This window comes from Stagnihabitans sp. (assembly GCF_964946895.1).
The window spans coordinates 36741-58698 of the sequence record NZ_CBBQHX010000022.1 but is presented as its reverse complement, the minus strand read 5'-3'; the positions used below and the strand labels follow the sequence as shown (position 1 = coordinate 58698).

Annotated in this window: 21 protein-coding genes and 1 tRNA gene; 10 read left to right on the top strand and 12 right to left on the bottom strand. The window is 65.3% G+C overall.

The window, feature by feature from the left end:
• The first annotated feature begins 17 nt into the window (after nt 1-17).
• Complete coding sequence (locus tag AC1Y2B_RS14710) at nt 18-1217, top strand: alpha-D-ribose 1-methylphosphonate 5-triphosphate diphosphatase (RefSeq protein ID WP_482253860.1); 1200 nt, start codon at nt 18-20, stop codon at nt 1215-1217.
• A 131-nt stretch (nt 1218-1348) separates the two neighbouring features.
• On the top strand, nt 1349-1807 hold the full coding sequence (locus AC1Y2B_RS14705; RefSeq protein WP_482253859.1) for a GNAT family N-acetyltransferase: 459 nt from the start codon (nt 1349-1351) through the stop codon (nt 1805-1807).
• 11 nt (nt 1808-1818) lie between these two features.
• Here the strand turns inward: AC1Y2B_RS14705 and AC1Y2B_RS14700 are convergent, their stop codons facing one another.
• The 6 genes from AC1Y2B_RS14700 to AC1Y2B_RS14675 all read right to left on the bottom strand — a co-directional run bounded on the left by AC1Y2B_RS14700 (nt 1819) and on the right by AC1Y2B_RS14675 (nt 8938).
• Nucleotides 1819-2436: an LbetaH domain-containing protein gene (locus AC1Y2B_RS14700; protein WP_482253858.1), complete on the bottom strand. Its 618-nt coding sequence runs from the start codon at nt 2434-2436 to the stop codon at nt 1819-1821.
• A 3-nt stretch (nt 2437-2439) separates the two neighbouring features.
• Nucleotides 2440-3783, bottom strand: a complete 1344-nt coding sequence (phnE, locus tag AC1Y2B_RS14695; protein ID WP_482253857.1) for a phosphonate ABC transporter, permease protein PhnE — start codon at nt 3781-3783, stop codon at nt 2440-2442.
• Nucleotides 3776-4663: a phosphonate ABC transporter, permease protein PhnE gene (gene phnE, locus AC1Y2B_RS14690; RefSeq protein WP_482253856.1), complete on the bottom strand. Its 888-nt coding sequence runs from the start codon at nt 4661-4663 to the stop codon at nt 3776-3778. The genes phnE (AC1Y2B_RS14695) and phnE (AC1Y2B_RS14690) overlap by 8 nt, the downstream gene beginning before the upstream one ends.
• A 57-nt stretch (nt 4664-4720) precedes the next feature.
• Nucleotides 4721-5620 (bottom strand): phosphonate ABC transporter substrate-binding protein, encoded by a 900-nt coding sequence (phnD, locus tag AC1Y2B_RS14685; RefSeq protein WP_482253855.1) that lies wholly within the window; start codon nt 5618-5620, stop codon nt 4721-4723.
• 41 nt (nt 5621-5661) lie between these two features.
• Entirely contained in the window at nt 5662-6483 is an 822-nt protein-coding gene (gene phnC, locus AC1Y2B_RS14680; RefSeq protein ID WP_482253854.1) for a phosphonate ABC transporter ATP-binding protein, read from the bottom strand.
• A gap of 118 nt (nt 6484-6601) precedes the next feature.
• Nucleotides 6602-8938 (bottom strand): calcium-binding protein, encoded by a 2337-nt coding sequence (locus AC1Y2B_RS14675; RefSeq protein ID WP_482253853.1) that lies wholly within the window; start codon nt 8936-8938, stop codon nt 6602-6604.
• Between the two features lie 456 nt (nt 8939-9394).
• On the opposite strand from AC1Y2B_RS14675, the gene AC1Y2B_RS14670 reads away from it, so the two are divergent.
• Together AC1Y2B_RS14670 and AC1Y2B_RS14665 are read left to right on the top strand one after the other, a co-directional pair.
• Nucleotides 9395-10165 carry a PRC-barrel domain-containing protein gene (locus AC1Y2B_RS14670; RefSeq protein WP_482253852.1) on the top strand — a complete coding sequence of 257 codons (771 nt, stop codon included), beginning with the start codon at nt 9395-9397 and terminating at the stop codon, nt 10163-10165.
• An 81-nt stretch (nt 10166-10246) separates the two neighbouring features.
• Nucleotides 10247-10420 (top strand): hypothetical protein, encoded by a 174-nt coding sequence (locus AC1Y2B_RS14665; RefSeq protein ID WP_482253851.1) that lies wholly within the window; start codon nt 10247-10249, stop codon nt 10418-10420.
• Nucleotides 10421-10509: 89 nt separating this feature from the next.
• On the opposite strand, the gene AC1Y2B_RS14660 is transcribed toward AC1Y2B_RS14665, so the two are convergent.
• Genes AC1Y2B_RS14660 through AC1Y2B_RS14640 form a run of 5 tightly spaced genes read right to left on the bottom strand, consistent with a single transcriptional unit; the run spans nt 10510 to nt 15526 of the window.
• Nucleotides 10510-12153, bottom strand: coding sequence for an alkaline phosphatase family protein (locus AC1Y2B_RS14660; protein WP_482253850.1), 1644 nt, complete (start codon nt 12151-12153; stop codon nt 10510-10512).
• 3 nt (nt 12154-12156) lie between these two features.
• The gene (locus AC1Y2B_RS14655) at nt 12157-12921 is read right to left on the bottom strand and encodes an ABC transporter permease (protein WP_482253849.1); all 765 of its coding nucleotides are present in this window, start codon (nt 12919-12921) and stop codon (nt 12157-12159) included.
• Nucleotides 12918-13691: an ABC transporter permease gene (locus AC1Y2B_RS14650; RefSeq protein ID WP_482253848.1), complete on the bottom strand. Its 774-nt coding sequence runs from the start codon at nt 13689-13691 to the stop codon at nt 12918-12920. The genes AC1Y2B_RS14655 and AC1Y2B_RS14650 overlap by 4 nt, the downstream gene beginning before the upstream one ends.
• Nucleotides 13688-14476: an ABC transporter ATP-binding protein gene (locus AC1Y2B_RS14645; RefSeq protein ID WP_482253847.1), complete on the bottom strand. Its 789-nt coding sequence runs from the start codon at nt 14474-14476 to the stop codon at nt 13688-13690. The genes AC1Y2B_RS14650 and AC1Y2B_RS14645 overlap by 4 nt, the downstream gene beginning before the upstream one ends.
• 48 nt (nt 14477-14524) lie before the next feature.
• Nucleotides 14525-15526: an ABC transporter substrate-binding protein gene (locus AC1Y2B_RS14640; protein ID WP_482253846.1), complete on the bottom strand. Its 1002-nt coding sequence runs from the start codon at nt 15524-15526 to the stop codon at nt 14525-14527.
• Between the two features lie 123 nt (nt 15527-15649).
• Between AC1Y2B_RS14640 and AC1Y2B_RS14635 the strand changes: the two genes are divergently transcribed.
• From AC1Y2B_RS14635 to AC1Y2B_RS14610, 6 genes are all read left to right on the top strand, one after another.
• Nucleotides 15650-16417, top strand: coding sequence for an IclR family transcriptional regulator (locus AC1Y2B_RS14635; protein ID WP_482253845.1), 768 nt, complete (start codon nt 15650-15652; stop codon nt 16415-16417).
• Nucleotides 16418-16576: 159 nt separating this feature from the next.
• Entirely contained in the window at nt 16577-17434 is an 858-nt protein-coding gene (locus AC1Y2B_RS14630) for a hypothetical protein (RefSeq protein WP_482253844.1), read from the top strand.
• A gap of 143 nt (nt 17435-17577) precedes the next feature.
• A complete protein-coding gene (locus AC1Y2B_RS14625; protein WP_482253843.1) occupies nt 17578-18411 on the top strand; it encodes a hypothetical protein in 834 nt (277 codons plus the stop codon).
• Nucleotides 18412-18603: 192 nt separating this feature from the next.
• Nucleotides 18604-18996, top strand: coding sequence for a thiol-disulfide oxidoreductase DCC family protein (locus AC1Y2B_RS14620; RefSeq protein WP_482253842.1), 393 nt, complete (start codon nt 18604-18606; stop codon nt 18994-18996).
• 89 nt (nt 18997-19085) lie between these two features.
• On the top strand, nt 19086-20351 hold the full coding sequence (locus AC1Y2B_RS14615) for an ABC1 kinase family protein (RefSeq protein WP_482253878.1): 1266 nt from the start codon (nt 19086-19088) through the stop codon (nt 20349-20351).
• 50 nt (nt 20352-20401) lie between these two features.
• On the top strand, nt 20402-21628 hold the full coding sequence (locus tag AC1Y2B_RS14610; protein WP_482253841.1) for an FAD-binding domain-containing protein: 1227 nt from the start codon (nt 20402-20404) through the stop codon (nt 21626-21628).
• Between the two features lie 180 nt (nt 21629-21808).
• Here AC1Y2B_RS14610 and AC1Y2B_RS14605 read toward each other — a convergent pair.
• Nucleotides 21809-21898: transfer RNA gene (locus AC1Y2B_RS14605), tRNA-Ser, on the bottom strand.
• Nucleotides 21899-21958: the final 60 nt, after the last annotated feature.

The following is a 21958-nucleotide window of genomic DNA, read 5'->3' as shown; positions in this document are numbered from 1 at the left end:
TTCCAACGGATGTGACAATGACCCTGTTGCCCCCCCTGCGTTTGACCGGAGCCCAAGTCTTGCGAGAGGGCGAGATGCAATGGCGCTCGCTTGGGCTGGCGGGGGGCAGGCTTGTGCGCGGGCCCTTGCCAGAGGTGGACCTGTCGGGGTTTCTGATCCTGCCCGGCATCATCGACCTGCATGGCGACGGGTTTGAACACCACATGACCCCGCGTCCCTCGGCGCCGTTTCCGCTTGCGACCGGTCTGGCCAGCTTTGACCGCGAGGCGGCAAGCCATGGGGTGACAACGGCCTATCTGGCGGCGAGTTGGAGTTGGGAGGGCGGGCCGCGTGCGCCTGATCAGTGCGAGGCGGTTCTGACGGCGCTGGAGGCCTATCGCCCGCAGATGTTGACCGACCTGCGCGTGCAGATCCGGGCCGAGACCCATCTGGTCCGCGAAACCCAGCGCCTGATCGCGGTCGTGCGGCGGTTTGGCGTGGGATATGTCGTCTTCAACGACCATCTGGAGGAGGGTTTCCAGATGTCGCGCGTGGCCCCCGGCGCGTTTGAACATTGGGCCCGCAAGGTCGGCAAGACCCCCGAAGAACTCGCCGAGGCGATTCAGGTGGCGCGCGATGCCCGGGCCGAGGTGGCCCGCTCTCTGTGTCGGTTGGCGGAGGCGTTTGATGCGATGGGTGTGGTTTATGGCAGCCATGACGATCCGGACGGTGAAACGCGCGAGAAGTTTCGGATGATTGGTGCCACCGTCGCGGAGTTTCCGCTGACGATGCGGGCGGCGACGGCGGCGCATGCGATGTTCAGCCCGGTGATCATGGGCGCGCCGAATGTGGTGCGGGGGCAGTCGCAGGCGGGAAATGCCTCGGCGACCGATCTGGTGGCGGCGGGGTTATGTGATGCGCTGGTGTCGGACTATCATGTGCCGGCCCTGCCGCTGGCGGTCTGGGCGCTGGTCGACCGGGGGATCTTGAGCCTGGCGCAGGCTTGGGGATTGGTCTCCTCCGGTCCGGCCGAGATCTTGCGGATGACGGACCGGGGCCGGTTGGAGCCGGGCCTGCGGGCGGATCTGGTGGTGGTTGATGCGGCCTCGCGTCGGATCGAGGCGACGATTTGTGGCGGGCGGTTGACCTATCTGGCCGGAGAGGCGGCGCGGCGGTTTCTGGCGCAGCCGAGGGTGATTTCCGCCCTGACCGAGGAAGATCAGATTGCAGCGGAGTAGGATTGCACGCGTGCAATCGGTGTTAAGGCTTTGATATAGTTGTATATCACAAATTTTGTTAACCTTTTGTTTACGCCGGATTGCCCGGCCTGCGGCTTGACATCGGGCGTGCCTTTGATGAGGTTCGCGCCATGGACAACGCCGAATTCACCCTTCGCCCCGGACTCTCGCAGGATGCCGGCCTGATCCGCAACTTTGTGCGGGCGGCCTATGCCAAGTGGGTGCCGGTCATGGGGCGCGAGCCTTTGCCGATGACGGCGGATTACGACGCGGCCTTGCACTCGCATCGGTTTGTGCTGGCGTTTGACGCTGACCTGCTGGCCGGGGTGCTGGAAACCGTGGCCGAAGCGGACCATCTTTGGGTGGAGAATATCGCCGTCCGGTCGGACCTGCAGGGCAGGGGGCTGGGCCAAAGACTGTTGGGTCTGGCCGAGGCGCAGGCGCGCGAAGCGGGCCTTCCAGAGCTGCGGCTTTTGACCAATGCGGCGCTGGACAGCAATGTGCGGTTTTATCAGCGTTATGGCTTTGCCATCACCGCGACGGAGCCGTTCCGGGGCGGGTTTGTCGTGCGGTTTGCCAAGGCGGTTTAGCCCCGTCTGGGCTAAGCCTCGTATTTCTCAAGGAAGGCTTCGGCAGGCAGGGCCCGGAAGTCGGGCAGGGCCTGACGCAGGCGATCATGGCTCCAGTCCCACCAGGCGAGGGCCTGCATGCGGTCGGCGATTTGCGGGGTGAAGCGGGCGCGCAAAGGGGTGGCGGGGATGCCCGCCACGATCATGTAAGGGGCAACGTCTTTGGTCACCACAGCACCCGAGGCGATGATGGCACCGGCGCCGATGGTCACCTCTGGCTTCACGATCGCGCCGTGGCCGAGCCAGGTGTCCGGCCCGATCACCGTGCGGCGTGCGCGGCGGCGGGCGAAGAAGTCCTGATCATCCTCGGCATCGTCCCAGTAGGATTCAGACCGGTAGAGAAAATGATGCAGCGAGGCGTTCTCATAGGGGTGGTCGGTGGGGCCGATCCGCGTCATGGCCGCGATGTTGGCGAATTTGCCGACGGTGGTGTTGGCGATATCGGCAAGGTGGTCGCAATAGGCGTAATCTTCAAAGGTCGAATGCAGGATGCGGCTGCCCTCGCCCACCTCGCAATAGGCGCCGAAATGGCTGTCGTGCAGGCGGCAATTGGGGTGGATGACGGGTGCGGTGGGCGAGAGTCTGGGCATGGGTCAGCCTTTGATGAGTTTGCGGCGTATGAGGCCGGAGAGCCAGTCCATCAGCATCACCATCGCGACGATGAGGATGAGGTAGTAGGCAACATCCTCCCAATCCTTCTGGGTCTGGATGGCTTGGGTGAGCAGAAGGCCGATGCCGCCACCGACAATGGCGCCGATCACGGTGGCACTGCGGGTGTTGGATTCGAAATTGTAGAGGACTTGCGAGAGCAGGATCGGCAGAACTTGCGGCAAGATGCCGAAGCGGGCGCGTTGCAGGGCATTGGCGCCGGTGGAGCGGATGCCTTCGACCTGTTTCTCGTCAATGTTTTCCAAGGCTTCCGAGAAGGTTTTGCCGAAATAGCCGGTGTCGGTCATCAAGATGGCCAAGGCACCGGTCATCGGGCCGGGTCCGAAGGCGCGCACAAGGATCAGGGTCCAGATCAGGGCATCGAGGCCGCGGATGAAATCGAAGATGCGCCGCACGCCAAAGCGCAGGGGACGAAGGGGCATCATGTTGGAGGCGGCCAGGAAGCTGAGCGGCAGGGCGATCAGGGCCGCGGTGAAGGTGCCAAGGAAGGCCATCAGAAGGGTTTCAAACAGGGCCCAGAAGACCTCGGCGTGGTGCCACATGGAGTTCTGCAGGATATCCTGGGCGATGGCTGAGACATTGGATCGGGCGGGGTCAAGACGGGGTTGCCACAGGGACAGGTCCAGCAGTTGGCCAAGGCTTTTGCCGTAGAAGGGGCTGTCGAAGGTGAAGAAGAACAGCTCCCACCCGGGGAAGGCGCGCAGCGTCTCGACCTTGGACTTGGTGTAGTTGAACCGGCCCGCCGGGGTGGTGACCCCCACGCGACTGTCCGAGGCGCTGATCCAGTCGGGCAGGGGGCGCGGGGCGGTGAGGGTCAGGTGGCCGTCGGTGGAAGTGATGGCGATGGTGCCGTAGCCGGGGATGACATACTGCGCGCCACCCGCGTCGTAGGTGACAAGGTTGCCTTGGCCAAGGTCGATCCGGGTGATGTCGCCTTGGGTTTCGACCCAGTCGGGGGCATAGGAATAGCGCAGGTCGCCGTCGATGGAGGAAGAGATGCGGCCGGTCCGGTTGTCGCGGGTGACGTGGACCTGATAGCTCCAGAAATCGGAGAGCAGGATCCGGGCATTGTCCATCCGCGCGCGGGCGGCGACGCCGAGGATGTCAAAGGATATCGCGGCGTAGAGGAGATAGGCGAGGATCAGGGCCGGGATGGCGAAGGCCATGACCTTGCGGCGCCGGAAGCTGGCTTCGACTTGGGCGATCAGGCGGGCGGTGATCAAAGGGGCGGTGATCAAAGGGGCGGTGATCCCGGGGGCGTCAGCCATGGAAGGCTCCTGTCGTCAGGCGGGTGCGCAGGCGGTCGGAGGTCTGGTCGATCAGCACGATGGTCAGGAAGAGCAGCAGGAAAATGGCGACGACCTGATCGTAGCGGCCCTGACCCCATTGCATGGCGACCTTCAGGTCATAGCCGATGCCGCCCTGACCGACGAAGCCAAGGATGGCCGAGGCGCGCACGTTGATCTCGAACCGCATCAGAAGGTAACTGGCCCAGTTCGGCGCGACCTGCGGCAGCACGCCCAGCCCGACGCACTGGCCCCAGGTGGCGCCGGTGGAGGTCAGGCCCTCGACCGGTTTGAGGTCAGCGTTTTCAGCGACCTCGGAGAACAGCTTGCCAAGCGCGCCCGAGGTGTGGATGGCGATGGCGATGACGGCGGGGATCGGGCCGCCGCCAAGGATGTAGATCAGCACCAGCGCGATCACCACGTCAGGCAGGGCGCGCAGGGCGTCCATCGTGCGGCGGAGCACGGGTGTCAGGCGGGGGACGGGGGCGAGGCCGCGGGTTGACAGCAGGGCCAGAAGGGCTGCGGTCAGGCCGCCGATCAGGGTGGCGACGGCGGCGATGTTCAGGGTTTCCAGCAGCGAGGGCAGGACGTGCAGCGCAAGGCCGGGCAGGTTGGCACGGTTGGCCCAAGCCTCGGTCAGGATTTCGCGCGGGAAGGCGGGCAGCATCGGCAGGCCGTTCAAGAAGCCGCCGGCATTGCGGGTTTCGGCGAGGTGGAAGCCGGTGGACAGAAGGGCCAGCAACAGCACCAGCAGGACGGCGCCGTAAAGCCGCCGCTGGCGGATCATCTGCAGATAGGCTTGGCGCGGGTCTGTCCTGTCAGGGCGCTTTCCCGGTTCCGGTCCGAAGGCGAGATCGACCATAAGGCCCCCAAAGGAAATGCCGGACCCCTTGCGGGGCCCGGCCGTGGATGCTGAAATTCAGTTCTTCTTGTCTTGCAGTTTGCGGGCTTCCAGAATGCCAGCATAGATCGCGGGGTCGACCGGGACGAAGGCCTTCATGTCGCCGCCGTTCACCGAAGTGGCGCAGGCGTGGTCTTTTTCCGGCAGGCCAGCGGTGATCGCGGTGACCTTGTCCTTGACGTCTTGCGGCAGGGCGGCGCGCACGACGAAGGGGCCGTTCGGGATCAGGGCCGAGTGCCAGATCTCGACCAGGTTGTTCATGTCGACCAGACCGCCATCGACCGCCTTGCGCAAAGCCCCCGAGGTGTAGCCGTCGGCGAAGTTGCCGATCATGTCGGCGTTGGTGACCCCAGCGTCATAGGTGCCGTTGTTCACGCCAACGATGGTCTGTTCATGGCCGCCCGAAAACACGGTCGAGGAGAAATACTTGGTAAGGTCGCCGTACTTTGCGGTCAGTTCCGACGCCGGAACCAGATAGCCCGAGGTGGAGTTCGGGTCGGCATAGGCGAAGGAATGGCCCTTGGCCGTGTCCATCGAGGTGATGCCGGACTTCTTGTTGGCGATGCCGATGGAATAGTACCCTTGCGTCCCATCGACGTTTTGCGCGATCAGCTTGACGTCAACCGCCTTGGGGTCGGTCAGGGCGATCTTGGCATAGGCCGAAGCGCCCAGCCAGGCCATGTCCAGCGTGCCGCCCAGAAGGCCCTGGATCACGCCATCATAGTCGGCCGGGGTGAACAGCTTGACCGGCACGCCCAGCGCGTCTTCGATGGCTTTGCGGTAGCATTCATTGCCAGTGATGCGGTCTTGGGCGTTTTCGCCGCCCAGAACGCCGATGTTGAACTGGGTGATCGTGTCGGCTTGGGCAAAGCCCGTAAAGGCAGTGGTGGCGGCGAGAATGGCAAGCAGCTTTTTCATGGTCGTCTCCGGGTATTGGCCCTGAGGGGCCGGGGTGGAACCTAGTGCAGCATCGCCTCGGCATAGGCTTGGTCGCCTTCTGCGGAGGGGGCTGTGATGGCGGTGGAGGTGGCGCTTTCGTTGAAGCGGTCGTCGGCGCCGTAGATGTCGCGGGCGGCGCTGGTCGAAAGCTGATCGGGCGTGCCGTCAAACACGATGCGTCCGTCGCGCATGCCGATCACGCGGTCGCAATAGCGCCGGGCGGTATCCAGCGTGTGCAGGTTGGCGATCACCATGCGGCCGTCCTCGTCATGGATGCGGCGCAGGGTGTCCATCACCAGCTGTGCGTTCATCGGGTCCAGCGAGGCGATCGGTTCATCGGCAAGGATGACCTTGGGGTCCTGCATCAGCGCGCGGGCGATGGCGACGCGCTGTTGCTGGCCGCCCGACAGCGCCTCGGCCCGCTTGGCGGCCTGTTCGGCGATGCCCAGACGGTCGAGGATCGACAGCGCCCTCAGGATATCGGCCTGCGGCCACAGGCTGAAGAGGGTGGACAGGGTGGAGCGGCGGTTCAACAGCCCGTGCAGCACGTTGGAGGCCACATCCATCCGCGGCACAAGGTTGAACTGCTGGAAGATCATGGCGCACTGGCTTTGCCAGGCCCGCTTGGCTGCGCCTTGCGTGGCCAGCACGTCGCGGCCCTCGAACAGGATCTGCCCCGAGGTGGCGTCGGTCAGGCGGTTCATCATGCGCAACAGGGTGGATTTGCCAGCCCCCGAACGCCCGATGATGCCGACGAAAGCGGATGTGGCGACCGAGAAGCTGGCACTGTCCACGGCGGCCTTGGGGCCGAACATCCGGGTAAGGTTTGTGACGTGCAGCAAGGGGCGCCTCCGGGTCTTTGGCCGGGGCGTAACGGTTGAGTGTGACGCTGTGGCCTCATCGTCGTGAAGATTTCACGACAGAGGCTGACCCGCGCCGATGCGGCGGCGCGGGTCGGGGTTACAGGATGACGTCGGTGTGGACGAGGTGCTTGCCGACGACGATGGCAAAGTCGGCCACACCGTCGCCGTCGATGTCGCCAGAAAGGCTGCCCTTGACAAGCCACAGGGCCCCCGGCCCGCCCGGGCCATTGGCCCAGGCGAAGGCCTGATCGCCTGAAATCAGCGTGTTGGCGTCGATGCCCGACAGATCGACATGGTCTAGGCCGGTCTGGAAGCTTTTGATCTGATCCGCGGCGGCCAGGGTGCTGTCCGTGGCGTGGTCAAAGACGAAGGTATCGGACCCGGCATCGCCCTTCATCTTGTCGCGCCCTGCGCCGCCGTCGATCACGTCATTGCCCGCGCCGCCCGAGAGCGTGTCGTTGCCATCGCCGCCGAAGATCTGGTCATCGCCTCCGCCGCCATCAAGTTTGTCTCGCCCCGCCATGCCCAGAATCACGTTGGCCGCATCATTGCCCTTGATCTGGTTGTCGAGATCGGAGCCCGTGCCGCTGATGGCGCCACTGCCGATCAGGGTCAAACGCTCCACATCCGAGGGCAGGGTGAAATCCACGGTGGAATTCACGGTGTCGGTGCCGCCAAGCCCGTGCACGACGGTGCCCAATACGGTGACGTTGAAGGTATCAGCCCCGGCGGTGCCAGTCAGTTCCGGCGGGCCGGGGGGCGGTGGCGGTGGGGGAGGCGGTGGCGGAGGAGGTGGCGGAGGAGGTGGGGGTGGCGGTGGGTCAGGGATGACCGGATCGGGGGGCGCGGCACCGGGTCCGGCGAAGATGCCGTCAAGGTCGGTCAAGGGATGCAAGCTCATGTCTGCGACGCGCAGGGCGCCGTCGTCGAACTTCAGCCACTCGACCCCGGTGAGGACATCGCTTGACTGGCCGCCGACCTTGTCGGTGATGTGCAGGCCATCGGGCGCGGTGGTGATGGTGAAGTTGGCCCGCAGGCCGGTGTAGGCCGCGATATCCTCGCCGGCGCCGCCGCGGATCACGTCCTTGCCTGCGCCGCCGACCAGAAGATCATTGCCCGCACCGCCGGTCAGGGTGTCATTGCCGGCCTTGCCGTCCAGCCAACTGCCGGTGTCATAGCCTTGAACATCGTCCGCCAGCCGCGTGCCAGAGACATGGCCGAAGTGGATGATGTTGGTGCTGGGATCGGTGGCGGTGCCGTAGTGGGTGCCGGTGGTGTTGATGAACCACGATGACCCGATGATGTCGGAATTGGCATCGCGGATCGAGGTGTCGACGACGACCGTGTTGTCATGATCGCGCCCGCCGTGGAAATTCACGTCGCGGTCGGTGGACAGGACATGGACATAGTTGCCCACGGCCGAGGTGAACGAGGCGAAGACCACGGAATGCCGCATGTCCTGATCGGTCAGGTTGGTGAAGACGCTGTCGAAGACATCCCGGATCTGCAGGGCGTAACCGTTGCCGCCGTCGCCCTTGTTGTGCGACCCGGTCATCGTCATGCCATCCACCGTGGCATGGACAGAGCTTGCGACATTGACCCCGATCGAGGGGACATCCTGCGCGGTGATGTCGAACAGATGCAGGTTCGCCGTGCCTTCGACCTGCACCACGGCGTCGCGGTCATATGCGCCCATCGTGTTGGCGAAGGTCGAGGGGTTGGCCGGCGTCAGACCATAGCTGACCGAAAAGCCGCCGACCGTCACCCGCTCGGCCATCGAGATTTCGCTGACGGAGGTTTCGCCCGGCACATAGTCGAACTTGACGCCCGAGGCGAGGGTGATGGTGTTGCCATCGACCGATTGCACCTGGGCCAGCGTGTTGCGCAGGGGCACATCGGTGTTGCGCCAGGTGTGGTCGCCGATCTGGTCGAAGAAGGCGGTGGTGCTGGCGCGCGAGATGTAAATGTAATCGCCCGCGACCAGACTGTGCGGGCCGTTCAGGGTCAGGACCGTGCTGCCTTCCGCCACATCGGCGGTGATGCCGTAGCTGCCGGTCCGGGTCGCCTGTCCGATGTGAATAGCCTCTGCCCCGAGGGTGGAGGGCACGTCGATGATGGTCTTGCCCGACCCCGCGCCAATCACGGAAATATCGTCGCGCGCAACGGTGATGGTGCGGTCGAACGCGAAATGCCCGGCGTCCAGCCTGATGACGGTGCCGGCGGCGGCCCTGTCGATCAGCGATTGCAGGGTGGCCGCGCTGGTGCCTGCGGCGACGGTGATGTCGGTCGCGGCGGGCGGGGCTGCGGGCGGGGCGTCGGCCAGCGGGGCGGCTTCGGCCGCAGCGCTGATGGGCTGGGGGGCCGCATGGGCGGCGAGGGCAACGGCCTGAACGACCGGCTCGGCCTTGAGGTCAGCGGGCAAGGGCAATGTCATTGAACCCTCGGCGCAAAAGTCTGCTTGGGACGTCGATCAGTGACCATGGCGGTCCCCTTTGCTGTGGCAGGTCATGCGCGCGGGTGGCCCGGGCCAGAAGGCGGCCCAGCCTGTTGCTTGCGGCGGGGCTGGCCTGCCCGGTCTGCGCGATGCCCTTGGGGGGAGTGCTTGATAGACGGTTCTTCGCCCGGTGTTCCCGCTTAAGTTGTATTTCACGTCAATATAACGCCCTTTGGCGGACGAAATCGAGCTGGTTTCAGCCCATTCCGCGAACCGCTGTTCGTGCAGGATCCCGGATCGCAAAAATAGTCGGGCGCCGCCAACCTGCGTCAGGACGTTGCCGGGCAATTTCGGTCTAAATTGGGCGATGATCCGTCGGAGGTTGGGCAAAATGTTGGCCAATCAATGGCTTCGGGTTTCGTTGTCAGGGTGCTGCGGCACTGAAGGAGTGGTGACATGTTGATCAAGGCCTCACAGACCAAGGGTTACAGCGTCGAGGCGAGCGATGGTCCGATCGGGACGGTCAGCGACCTTCTGTTTGACGATGGCAGTTGGACCGCCCGCTGGCTGGTGGTCGAGACGGGAAACTGGCTGTTCAACCGGCAGGTGTTGTTGCCCGCCGCGGCGCTGGGCCAGCCGGACGTCGAGGCGCGGACCCTTGCGGTGCGCCTGACCATGGCGCAGGTCAAGAACAGCCCGGATGTCGACACCCATCTGCCTGTGTCGCGGCAGCTGGAATCCAACATCTATGACTATTACGGCTTCAGCCCCTATTGGGGGACGGCCGAGTATGTCAGCGGCTATGGCTATTGGGGCGGCATGGCCTTTGCGCCACCCACTCCGGCCACGACCTCACGCCAGGATGAAATCCTGCAAATGCAGCGCGACGCCGAGGATGCCCATCTGCGCAGCATCGACGTGCTGACCGGCTATCATATCCACGCCACCGATGGCGAGATTGGCCATCTGGCGGATGTGCTTGTGGACGATGGCGACTGGAGCCTGCGCTGGCTGGTGGTCGATACCTCCAACTGGTGGCAGGGCAAAGAGGTGCTGATCTCGCCCCGGTCGACGCAAAGCATCATGTGGACAGAGCGGATGCTGTATCTGGGCGTTGACCGCGACAAGGTGCGCGGCAGCCCGGACTATGACCCGACGCTGCCGGTCGATGCGGCGCTGGATGCCGATCTGGCGCGGCACTACGGGCCGCAGCAAAAGGCGGCGTGAACGCCGGACCGTGCCTTGAATGGGCCCCGCAACGCCTGGGGGCCGCTTGCAAAGCTGTCTCAACTGCCAAAAGGACATGCCATGACGTGGGATCAGATCGAGTTGAAATGGAATGCGATGGCGCGGCGGGTCGGGTCAAACCGGCTGGACGCCCCGACCAGCGGACCGGAAGAAGACCCGCCGACCCAGCCGCCCGGCGATCTGCCGGAGCCAACCCTGCCCGAGGAACCGGCAGTGGCGCTGGCGCTGTCCTGACAGGGCGGGTTTGGCCCGGGGGCAGAGCCGGGTCAAGCGCTGCGGCGGTCCGCGTGGGGGGCTCTGATGCGCTGCGCCCGGCGGGGGCGTCATGACGCAAGGAAGGCCGCCCGCTTGGCCTGCTCTGCCGCAAGATCCGCCTCGTCCCAATAGCCGATCAGAATGCCGGCATTGAGGTTGAGGTCATAGGCCAGCGCCGCCGTGTCCGCCCCGGTGATGGCGGCGTCGGGGACTGTGGTTTGGGTGCGGGTCGTGCGGCTCCACCGCGCCAGGGCCTCATACAGGCGGGCGCGGGTTTCGGCATGGGCGGGGTCGGTGCCAAGGTCGGTGAATTCATGGGGATCGGTGGCGCGGTCATAGAGCATCGGCGCAAAGCCATCGGCGTGGATGTATTTGAAGCGGCCATCGAAGACCATGTAAAGCCGCGCATCGGGCACTGGCACCGCCAGCTTGATCCGCGCCAGATCGAAGGCGTAATCGTATTCGCTGATCACCTGCCCGCGCCACGGCCCCGATTGCCCGTGCAACAGGGGCAGCAACGAGCGGCCCTCCAGAATATGCGGCTGGGGCGCACCGCCAAAGGTTTCGACAAAGGTCGGGGCAAGGTCGATCAGTTCGACAAGGGCGTCCGAGGTGGTGCCTCGGACGCCATCTGCCTCGGCACCCGGGTCGGCGATGATCAGCGGCACCCGGACCGAGGCGTCGTGGAACAGGTATTTCTCGCCCAGCCAATGGTCGCCCAGATAATCGCCGTGATCCGAGGTGAAGACCACCATCGTCTCGTCCGTCAGCCCCTGCGCGTCCATGAAGGCGAAGAGGTGGCCCAATTGGTCGTCGATCTGCTTGATCAGGCCCATGTAAGCCGGGATCACCTTTTCGCGGGCACCGGGGCGGGAAAAGGCCTGCGAATAACGCTCCTCCTGAAACGCGGCGAGCAGGGGGTGGGGCGACAGGCGTTCGGCTGGGGTGCGGACGGCGGGCAGGACATGGGCGGCGGAATACATGTCATGGTAGGGTGCGGGCACGATATAGGGCCAATGCGGCTTGATGTAGGACAGATGCAGGCACCAGGGGCGGCCCTCGGCCTTGGCCTGCGCCATGAATTCCATGGCACGGCGGGTCATGTAGGGGGTTTCGGAATGCTCTTCGGCCACGCGGGCCGGCTTGTCGGCATGGGTCAGAAGCCAGCCGTTCTGCAAGCTGCCATCGGGCGCCTGACCCGAGTTGGCCCAATGCTCCCACGGGTTTGGCGCATCGAAGCCCTGTTGGCGCAGATAGGTGTCATAGGCCGGATCGGGGGAATAGCCGCCATCGGGGTGCAGGCCGTCGTCGCGTTCGTAAGGATCAAAGCCGCATTGGCTGACATGCACGCCGATGACCGAGGTGGGGTCGATGCCCAGCCGCGCCATCCCCGCGTCATCGGCGACCATGTGGGTCTTGCCGACCAGCACGGTCTGCACGCCCAGCGGCCGCAAATGATCGCCCAGCGTCATCTCGCCCACCTTCAGGGGCACGCCGTTCTGGGTGGAGCCGTGGCTGCGCATGTAGCGCCCGGTGTAGGTGCACATGCGCGAGGGGCCACAGATCGTCGACTGGACGTAGGCTTGGGTGAAGCGCATCCCGCGCGCGGCGAGGGCGTCGATGTTGGGGGTGTGCAGATGCGGGTGGCCGTAACAGGACAGGTAATCCGCCCGCAACTGGTCGCACATGATGAAAAGCACGTTCTTGGCCATCGTCTACTCCGTCGGTCGCTGGTCGCGGTAGTGCCAGAACAACCATCGCTTTTCCAAACGGAACACCCCGGCATTCACCAGAACCCCCGCTGCCGAGATGAAGGCGATGCCGGCCAGACCGGCGTCGATCCGGAAATTCTCTTGCGAGCGTTGAAGATAGACCCCGATGCCATCGGTGGACAGCAGCATTTCCGAGGTGACCGAGACCAAGAGGCTGGACGCGATTGCCAGCCGCGCCCCGGTGGCGATCATCGGCAGGCTGGCGGGCAGGTCGATCAGTGCCATCGTCTCTGCCCGCGTCAGGTGCAGGGACCGCGCCACCCGGTTGAGCATGGGGTGGAGGGAATGCGAGGCCTCGTAGGTGTTCATCAGCAGGGGCACGGCGGCGGCATAGGCGATGATGACGACCTTGGCCCCGTCTCCGGTGCCGGCAAACAGCATGACAAGGGGGATGATGGCGGGCGGGGGCAGGGTGGCCAGCAGGTCCATGACCGGCTCCAGCAGCTGACCCAGCAGGCGCAGGCGGCCGAGGAGGATGCCCAGCGGGATCATGGTGACCATGGCCACTGCAAAGCCCAAGGCGGCGCGCCCCAGCGTGATGCCCAGTTGGTGCAGGATTTCCGGGTAATTGGCCCAGACGGCCAGCACGACCTTCAGCGGGCCGGGAAACAGCGGGGTCTTCTGCATCAGGGCCCCGGCCTGCCACAGCGCCACAAGGGCCAGCGGCACCAGAAGGCCCAAGATGGCCGTGCGACGCGGGCCGGTCATTCGCGCCGCCCCATCATCTGGATATGCCAGCCCGTCACGGCGCGGCGCAGCAGGTTGACCAGCCCGTTCAGCACCACGCCATTGACCCCAACCAGCAGCATCAGGCCGAACACCTCTGGCGTGCGGATGGCGAAGGCCTTTTTGAAGACCATGAAGCCGATGCCATCGCGTCCGGCCAGCATCTCGGCCACGATGACGGCGATCAGGCTGATGGTGGCGGCATAGCGGATGCCGGTGAAGATCTCGGGCCAGGCGGCAGGCAGCTTGACCTGCCACAGCAGGCCCCACCGCGTCAGCCCGAACATCCGCCCGGTGTTGAGTTGCACCGGCCCCACGCTGGCCAGGGCCGCCACGCCGTTCAGATAGGGCGGCCAGACGGTGACAAGGATGATGACGAAGGCGTAAAGCTTGGCCCCCAGCCCCAGCATGAAGACCGCCATCGGCACGAAAGCCGCCGGGGGCAGCGGCTGCACCACGTCCGAGACATAGCGCACTCCGCGGGCCAGCACCGGTGACAGGTCCGACAGGATGGCAAGGGTCACGCCCAGCAGGGTGGCACCGACAAGGCCGATCAGGGCGCGGCCAAAGGTCTTGACCTCGGCCGCGATGAGAGTGCCGTCGCCCAGCATCTGCCAGAAGGCCACGGCGATGGCGGGGATGCCGGGGAAATAGCGTTCGGGCACCAGGCCAAGCGCGAAAACCCCCTGCCAGCAGCCCAGCACCAGGGCCAGACAGATCGGCACGCGCAGGCGCAAGAGCGTGCCGGTCATGACAGCGCCTGCCCCTGTCGCATGCCGCGGATCAGGGACAGCACCTCGTGCCGGGCGCGCAGGAAGGCGGGCGCCTCGCGGCTGGTCAGCTGGTCGCGCGGCTTGGGCAGGTCCACCGCCACCTCGGCCACCACCCGCGTCGGTCTTGGCCCAAGGACCAGCACGCGGTCCGCCATATAGATCGCTTCATCGACATCATGGGTGACCAGAACGCAGGTCTGCTGAAACCGGCGGGCAAGGTCCAAAAGCAGGTCCTGCATGTCCGCCCGTGTCTGGGCATCGACGGCGGCAAGCGGTTCATCCAGCAGCAGCAGGTCCGACTGCGCGGCAATCGCGCGCGCAATCGCCACCCGCTGTTGCATCCCGCCCGAGACTTGCCACGGGTAATGCCCGGCAAAGCCCGAAAGCCCCACCGCCTCCAGCAACTCCACGGCCCGGGCGCGCTTGGCCGTCTTGTCCAGCACCACGCGGCGCATGCCGAACAGTACATTGTCCAGGTTGGTCTTCCACGGCAACAGGCTGCGGGAATAGTCTTGAAACACCACAGACAGTCCAGGGGGCGGCGTCGTGACAGGCTGATCCTTGAAGGTCACGGTGCCCGAGGTGGGGGCCAGCAGGCCCGCAAGGCACATCAGCAACGTGGTCTTGCCGCAGCCCGAGGGGCCAACCAGCGAGACGAACTCTCCCTTCGCGACCGACAGGGTCAGGCCGTCGAGGATGGGCATCCGGGATGTCCCGCTGCCATAGGTCTTGCCAACGTCGCGGGCGGTCAGGATGCCGGTCATCAAGGATCCTCTGGGGGCGGGCGGGCCGGTTCGGCCCGCCCGGATCGGTCAATACTTCACTTCGGCCACGAAATCGGCGCCGTTCAACGGGCCGGTTTGCATGCCGGTCGCAATCATCGCGTCCAGGATGGGTTGCACGTCGGCGGCCGAAATCGCCATGCTTTGATTGACGATGGGCAAGTTGAAGGACTTGGCCGCGTCTGGCGTCAGTTCAAAATACTTGACCGCGGCCGCCTCCAGCGCGGCGCGGTCGCCCAGCAGTTCCTTGCGGGATTCGTCCAGCACCTGCGCCAGCTTGACGGCGGTGTCAGGGTTGGCCTTCAGCCAATCCTCGGTCGCGAACAGCGCGTCGTTGATCAGCGGCGTCTTCAGATCATGCAGCGTGCCTGCCGCGAGGGTCACCGGGGCGATCTTGGCGTTGGCGGAGATCGAGGCCGAGAACGGGTTGATCGTGCAGGTGGCGTCCAGACTGCCCTGCTCCAGGGCGGCTTCCTGATCGGGGAAGGGCAGGACCACCGGCACCACGTCGCTGATCTTCAGCCCGACGGCGGCCAGATGGTCGCGCCACATCAGTTCACACAGCCCGCCGTTGGCGTTGAACCCGATCTTCTTGCCCTTCACGCCGGCCAGATCCTTGATCCCCGACGCCGCCGAGGCGACGATCCAGGAGTATGTCTTGTCGGGGTCAACCTCTTGCCCCAGTTGCAGGAACAGCTTGATGGGCAGGCCGCCGATCCGCCCGTTGATCGGCGGCACCGGGGCGGCATAGCCCACATCGGCATCCCCCGAAGCGATGGCCGCCACAACCGCCGGACCGCCCTGCACGGCAATGAACTCGGCATCAATGCCTGCGGCGGCGAAATAGCCCTGATCCTGCGCGTAAAGTGCCGGAAGCATCGAATCCGCCTGCAGATAGGCAATGCGCAGCTTCACATTCTCGGCCCAACCCGCCACCGCCCCGGCCATCAGCGTGGCCGCCGCAACCCCGCCCAAAACTGCGCCCTGCAAGATCGCCCGCCGCAGAACCGCCCGCCCGATCAATTTGGTCATTTCATGTTCCCCGACAATATGGTTCACTGTATAAACCAGTGGTTCACTCATGATGCGGCGCGAAAAGAAGTCCGTCAATCGGAGGCGTTTTTCTTTTTGCGACAAAAAAGAGGATCGGATTCCATGACCGTCGCGGTCGAACGTGCCCTGTCCCTGTTGGACCTGTTTTCCGAAACCCGGCCCGAGATCGGGCTGTCGGACGCCGCCCGCCTGTCCGGCCATGACAAGGCTACGGTCCACCGCCTGCTGTCGACCCTGCGGGCGGCGGATCTGGTGGAACAGGATGTCGTCTCGAAGCTGTATCGCCTTGGTCCGGCCGTGCTGCGGCTGGCGCGGGTGCGCGAAGCGACGTTCCCGGTCATCGCCGTTGCGCAGCCCTTGCTGGACCGGCTGGCGGCGGCCACCGGAGAAACGGCGCATTTCTCTCTGTATTCCGGCGGAGCGCTGGTTGTGATGGCGGTGCGGGAAAGCAGCCGTCCCAACCACGTTGCGATCCGTGTGTCGGAAACCCTGCCGTTTCACGCCACCGCTGCCGGTCTGGCCTTTCTGGCCTTCGCCTCGCCCGAGGTGCGGGCTGCGGTGATGCTGCGCCCCTTTGATGCCTTCACCGATCAGACCCCCACCGCGCGGACCGCGGTGGCGGCTGCGGTGGCTTTGACACGCGCCACGGGCCACGCCATCGTTGACAAGGCCTATGACGACGATGTCTTTGGCGTGGCCGTTCCCGTCTTCGGCCGCACCGGGCCGATGGCCATCGGCGCCGTGGCCGTCGCCTCGCCCTGCCATCGGATGACCGAGGCGCTGCAGACCCTGGTCCTGCGCGAGGTGCGATTGGCCGGAAAAGACCTGTCCGAGCGGCTGGGCAATCGTGCCGGTGCCGCGGGCGCCTGAGACGAGCGCCAAAGACAAGCGCCAAAGACAAGCGCATGGGACGAGAGTTTGAAACGGGCCCCGCGGGTCAAAGGGCCGCAGGTCCGACCGATGCTGCCCCGTTGACCGGGGCCGCCGCAAGGCTAGGCTTGGCCCAGAAAGACGGGAGGCCGGTCGATCATGCAGACCTGTGGCACTTTCGCCCGGGCAGTCCTTTGCGCGGGTCTTGGTCTGGCAGCGGGCGTCACGGCGGGCCACGCCGTGGCCCAGACGGTGGTGGTCGCCGCCCCTGACACGCCTGCGGCAGCGGGCCTGAGCTACGCCGATTTCCTTGCGCTGGCCTTTCCCGGCGCGCACTTGCAGGACAAGGCGGTGGTTCTGCCGGGGCCCGTGACCCTGCGCCATCTGCTGGAGGATGGCCAGACCACGGTCGATGATCCGGACCCGGTGAACCTGGTGCAGGCGGTGCCGGTCACGCTGGGCGGGCAGGCCTGTCTGGCCCTGCTGGCCGCCCTTGGTCCCAGCGATGACACGCCGGGTCAGGTGACCGTCTTGGCCCTGTTCGGCCTTGCCCCGTCGCCCGCGCTGCTTGACGTCGTCGAGGTCGACACCGATCAGCTGACCGGATTTGGCGACCCGGCCACGGTGTCCACCGGGCCAAAGGACGCCATTCTGATCATCGACAACAGCCATTCTGACGCGGGCCAATTCTATCATCAAGAGACACTGGTGGCGCTTGCGGGCCCAGACCTGCAGCCCATCGACACGGTCTCGATGCTGGACCTTCTGGCGTGCAACTGGCGGCTGGAACAGAGGCTGGCCGTCCTGCCCGATACCAAGGCCCCGCCGCCTTGGCCGCTGCGGGCGCGGGTGACGGAAACCGTGGCCGCCGATGGCGCGTGCAGCGGCGATCCGCAGCCGATGCCCAAGCCCCGCTCTTACGCCGTCACCTACGCCCGGCAACCCTCCGCCTGGCCTTACCGCCGCACCCAAGGCACCTGGTCCCGTCTGGACAGCGTGAACGCAAGCCGGTCTTAAGCGCGTAAGGCACGCTGCCGGCCCCGCGCGGCCCCCGTCGATGACCCAAGCGGACGAAGAATGGTCCCATCGTCAAGCTGGCGGACAGAACAGCGGACCAGCCTACCTTTACCGCACCCAAACACAGGGCCAACGATGCGCCTGTGACGCTGATCGTCTTGCTGGTGGTGACCGATGACAAGATCCACAGCTTTGTCGCTGACACCGTTGCGGAGACCGTCAGTCCAGCGGGCCCAACGCCCGCGTCCGAGTTCGCGAAAGATCCAGCCCTGGTTCGACAGATCGTGGCAGATGATGCCACACGCAGCCTGCGCGCAGCCCTGTCGTTTGCGGGCGGCGAACTTGGATATTCAACGATTGCCGGCGCGTTGGGTGGCAAACAAGACCGCGTGGGGGTGAATATCGGCGCATATGCCGTTCAGGAAATCGCGGATCAATTCTATCTGGATGGCTTCGTCACATTTGGCGCGGGACGCAACAATCTGGACATCGACAATGCAGTGCTTCACCTGCAAAGCGATGACATGACGCGCTCTGCCGCGGCGGGGATTTCGGTTGGCGGTGTCGTAAAACAGCCGGGATATGAATTCTGGCCTGACCTGTCCTTCACCTACGGGAAAAGTTGGATGGGCGATCTGGGCTTGACGGGCCGCGCCCGTAGTCTGGTCGACCACGGGTTGAGCCTTGACGCTGGGACAGTCACCCGCGCCAAGACCATGTTCCGTCCCGAAATCCGCATCCCGTTGGACGGCGCGTCGGGCGCAGACAGCCAAAGGATGGTCACCCTTGCACCAAGGTTTGTCTGCGAGTTCATCGCGGCATCTGTCTTCCGGGAAACCTGCGGCGGCGGTGCCGAGGCAGGATTCGTGGCGCGATCTGATGATGGGTTAACCCGTTTCCCGATGAATCTGCTGACGGACCGCCTTGGCGCACAGCAGACCTCGTCAATCAATCTGACGTTTGAGCAACGGTTCTGACCGATGCAAGGACGCAGGCAGATGGTGGTCCTTGGGCCGCCATCTGGCCGCATCGGCCTGGGGGCCTGCCCTGCCCACCGCCAAAGGCGCCCGGGCGGGATGGCCACAAAGCCGCCGCACGGCACCAGATCTGCCGCAGGTCTTTGGGTGCGGCAGAGTGGACTTCAGGTCGGGCAGGCCTAAGTAAGCCGCATGAAAAAACATCCCGATACATCCGTCCTCTACAACGCCAGCTGTCCTGCCTGCAGCTTTGAGATTGGGCATTACGCCCGCTATGCGGAACAGGCGGGGTTGCCGATCCGGTTTGACGACCTGAATTCAGAGGCCCGGGTCCATTGGGGCTTGGATGCGGACACGGCCGCAAAGCGCCTTTATGTGCTGCACGATGGCAAGCTGACATCTGGAGTTCCGGCGTTTCAGGTCCTGTGGGCCCAGATGCCGCGGTATCGCTGGCTGGCCTTGGTCGTTGGCTTGCCGGGGGTCGGTCAGATCGCCGCATGGATCTATGATCATGTTCTGGCACCGTCGATCTATCGCCTGCATCTGCGCCGGTTGCGCAAAAAGACCGCGCCGGGGGATGTGTGACCTTGCCGCGCGATGGTTCACAAGATGACGGCAGCCGGGGTGTTGCCGTCCCCACCGGGCGCGCGACACGCTTGCTGAAGCTGGGCCGGATGGCATCCGGCATCGTGGGCGGTGTGGCGGCAGGGGGGCTTGCGGCGCTGGCCAGCGGCAAGCGGCCGGATCTGGCCGAGCTGCTCTTGACACCTGCAAACACCCTGCGGCTGACGGATGGGCTGTCGCATCTGCGGGGGGCGGCCCTGAAACTCGGGCAGATGCTGTCGATGGACACCGGGCTGGTCTTGCCGGAAGAGTTGACGGCCATCTTGGGCCGGATGCGGGACGATGCCCGCCACATGCCGCCCAAACAGCTGCAAACCACGCTCAACGCCGAATGGGGCCCGGGCTGGTACAGCCGCTTTGCGCGGTTCGACGTGCGCCCTTTTGCCGCCGCCTCGATCGGGCAGGTGCACCGGGCGCTGACCCGGGACGGGAAAGACCTTGCGATCAAGGTGCAGTATCCCGGCGTCCGGGCCAGCATTGACAGCGATGTGACCAACATGGCGACGCTGCTCCGGCTGCCCGGACTTCTGCCGCGCGGAATGGACATCGCCCCGCTGCTGGCCGAGGCGAAGCGTCAGTTGCATGCCGAGGCCGACTATCTGGCCGAAGCCCAGCATCTGGCCCGGTTTGGCCACCTGCTGGGCGGGTCAGAAATGTTTGTCTTGCCCGAACTGTACCCGGCGCTGTGCACCTCGCAGGTTCTGGCGATGACCTTCGTGCAAGGCGCCGCGCTGGACACTTTGGTCGATGCCCCGCAGGCCCTGCGCGACCGGGTCGCGACAGCCCTGATCGACCTTGTGCTGCGCGAACTCTTTGTGTTCGGGATGATGCAGACCGACCCTAACCTTGCGAACTATCGCTATGATCCCAAGACCGGCCGCATCGTCCTGCTCGATTTTGGCGCGGTGCAGCCCATCGCCCCCGCCTTGGCGAGCGATTTCCGCGCCCTCGCGCGGGCGGCGCTGGAGGGCGGGGCGGGCGCCACGCGCGCGGCCATGCTGCGCATCGGCTATTTTGGTCAAGCCACCGCAGCGCATCATCAGGTGCTGATCCAGTCCATGTTTGATCTCGCCATGACCCCGCTGCGGCAGGACACCCCGTTTGATTTCGGCCAAAGCACCCTGTTGGAGCGCTTGCGTGACATGGGCCTGGCCTTGGGCACGGACCGCGACCTTGCCCATGTGCCCCCGGCGGCCACGCTGTTTCTGCATCGCAAGATTGGCGGAATGTATCTGATGGCAGCCAAGTTGAAGGCGCGCGTCGCCCTGCGCCCTCTGGTCGAGGCGCACTGTCGCGACGCCGCTGCACCGCTTTGAAATCACGTCCGCGCGCCTCAACGCGCGCCGCCCAGCAAGGGATCAACCCGATGACACACTGGATCGCCACCCGCGCCGAAGGCGAAAGGATCATGGCCGCCTTCACCCCCAGAATGGGGCCACGCTATGCCAATGGCCGCAATACCGATCACGGCCCCGGTGCGCACAAGGCGGTGTCGATGCTCTCGCCCTATGTCCGGCGCAGGTTGGTGCTGGAGAAAGACATCGTCGCTACCGCGCTGGCCACGCATGGGCCCGAAGCGGCAGAGAAATTCATCCAGGAGGTGATCTGGCGCGGCTATTTCAAGGGCTGGCTGGAACGCCGCCCGCAGGTCTGGGACAGCTATCGCCTGGGCCTTGCGGCTGATCTGGCGGCTCTGGATCGCGACCGCCGCCTGCGCCGCGACGTCGAGCGTGCCATGACCGGCCAGACCGGGCTGGACTGTTTGGATGCCTGGGCCACGGAACTCGTGGAAACCGGCTATCTGCATAACCACGCCAGAATGTGGTTCGCCTCGATCTGGATCTTCACGCTGGGGCTGCCGTGGCGGCTGGGGGCGGATTTCTTCTACCGCCATCTGCTGGACGGCGATGCCGCCTCCAACACGCTGGGTTGGCGTTGGGTCGCAGGTCTGCACACCCGCGGCAAACCTTATCCGGCTGATGCCCAGAACATCGCCACCTTCACCGCCGGACGCTTTGCCCCGCGCCCCGGCGATCTGGCGCAGGTGACGCAAGGCCTTGAGGCCACCGAGCCGGAAGGCCTGCCACCCGTGCTGCCGCTGCGGCCCACCACATCCCCAAAGCCCGGCCACCCGACCGCCCTGCTGATCACAGAAGAAGACTGCCGGGTTGAGGATTTTGACCTTGCCGCCTTGGATATTCGCGCCGTAGCCACGCTGGCGTCCAGCGCCCTGCGCTCCCCTTTGCCCGTGTCTGATCGGGTCATCCGGTTTGAGGCGGATGCCTTGGCGGATACGGCAAGGCGGGTGGGCGGCCATGCCAGTGTCATTCAGGCGGCAGACCCCGCCGCCTTGGTCAAATGGGCCGCCGCGGCCGGTGCCACGCAGATTGCAACGCCCTACATTCCACGCGGCCCCCTCAAAGACGGGCTGGATCAGGCCATGCCCGCCCTGTCCGCTGCAGGTATCTCGCTGTGCGAGTGGCGGCGCGATTGGGACTCGGCCATCTGGCCGCATGCCACGGCCGGTTTCTTAAAGGTAAAACAAAACATCTCGCAGATCTTGCAAGGGGTGCTCGGCGCAACGCTGCCGTGATCGTAGGGTTTCAGGCCGGGATGGGCTGGGTCAGGATGTCCGAGCCACCCGCCCTGCCTGCCCCCGCGCACCTTGTCGAGGGTCTGCGGGCTCTGCCGCAAATGGCTGCAGGGCCGCCACAGCGCGATAAATAGCGCCCATGCAACAATGTCTGAATTGTTAAGCCATATCAATGGCCTATGGCGGAGAGGGTGGGATTCGAACCCACGGTGGGCTTGCACCCACTCCGGTTTTCGAGACCGGCGCGATCGACCACTCCGCCACCTCTCCGTGCCTTGGGTCGTAAGTGTGGCGGGATTTAGCGGCAGGGCGTGGCGAGGGCAAGACGAA

Excerpts from the sequence above, each read along its gene's own strand:
- AC1Y2B_RS14710 (WP_482253860.1), top strand. The coding sequence starts at position 18 with ATGACCCTGTTGCCCCCCCTGCGTTTGACCGGAGCCCAAGTCTTGCGA.
- phnD (WP_482253855.1), bottom strand. The coding sequence starts at position 5,620 with ATGAAAAAGCTGCTTGCCATTCTCGCCGCCACCACTGCCTTTACGGGC.
- AC1Y2B_RS14610 (WP_482253841.1), top strand. The coding sequence starts at position 20,402 with ATGACACACTGGATCGCCACCCGCGCCGAAGGCGAAAGGATCATGGCC.
- phnE (WP_482253857.1), bottom strand. The coding sequence starts at position 3,783 with ATGGCTGACGCCCCCGGGATCACCGCCCCTTTGATCACCGCCCCTTTG.
- AC1Y2B_RS14655 (WP_482253849.1), bottom strand. The coding sequence starts at position 12,921 with ATGACCGGCCCGCGTCGCACGGCCATCTTGGGCCTTCTGGTGCCGCTG.
- AC1Y2B_RS14665 (WP_482253851.1), top strand. The coding sequence starts at position 10,247 with ATGACGTGGGATCAGATCGAGTTGAAATGGAATGCGATGGCGCGGCGG.
- AC1Y2B_RS14615 (WP_482253878.1), top strand. The coding sequence starts at position 19,086 with ATGGCATCCGGCATCGTGGGCGGTGTGGCGGCAGGGGGGCTTGCGGCG.
- AC1Y2B_RS14650 (WP_482253848.1), bottom strand. The coding sequence starts at position 13,691 with ATGACCGGCACGCTCTTGCGCCTGCGCGTGCCGATCTGTCTGGCCCTG.
- AC1Y2B_RS14670 (WP_482253852.1), top strand. The coding sequence starts at position 9,395 with ATGTTGATCAAGGCCTCACAGACCAAGGGTTACAGCGTCGAGGCGAGC.
- AC1Y2B_RS14660 (WP_482253850.1), bottom strand. The coding sequence starts at position 12,153 with ATGGCCAAGAACGTGCTTTTCATCATGTGCGACCAGTTGCGGGCGGAT.
- AC1Y2B_RS14620 (WP_482253842.1), top strand. The coding sequence starts at position 18,604 with ATGAAAAAACATCCCGATACATCCGTCCTCTACAACGCCAGCTGTCCT.
- AC1Y2B_RS14705 (WP_482253859.1), top strand. The coding sequence starts at position 1,349 with ATGGACAACGCCGAATTCACCCTTCGCCCCGGACTCTCGCAGGATGCC.
- AC1Y2B_RS14675 (WP_482253853.1), bottom strand. The coding sequence starts at position 8,938 with ATGACATTGCCCTTGCCCGCTGACCTCAAGGCCGAGCCGGTCGTTCAG.
- phnE (WP_482253856.1), bottom strand. The coding sequence starts at position 4,663 with ATGGTCGATCTCGCCTTCGGACCGGAACCGGGAAAGCGCCCTGACAGG.
- AC1Y2B_RS14635 (WP_482253845.1), top strand. The coding sequence starts at position 15,650 with ATGACCGTCGCGGTCGAACGTGCCCTGTCCCTGTTGGACCTGTTTTCC.
- AC1Y2B_RS14700 (WP_482253858.1), bottom strand. The coding sequence starts at position 2,436 with ATGCCCAGACTCTCGCCCACCGCACCCGTCATCCACCCCAATTGCCGC.
- AC1Y2B_RS14645 (WP_482253847.1), bottom strand. The coding sequence starts at position 14,476 with ATGACCGGCATCCTGACCGCCCGCGACGTTGGCAAGACCTATGGCAGC.
- AC1Y2B_RS14630 (WP_482253844.1), top strand. The coding sequence starts at position 16,577 with ATGCAGACCTGTGGCACTTTCGCCCGGGCAGTCCTTTGCGCGGGTCTT.
- AC1Y2B_RS14640 (WP_482253846.1), bottom strand. The coding sequence starts at position 15,526 with ATGACCAAATTGATCGGGCGGGCGGTTCTGCGGCGGGCGATCTTGCAG.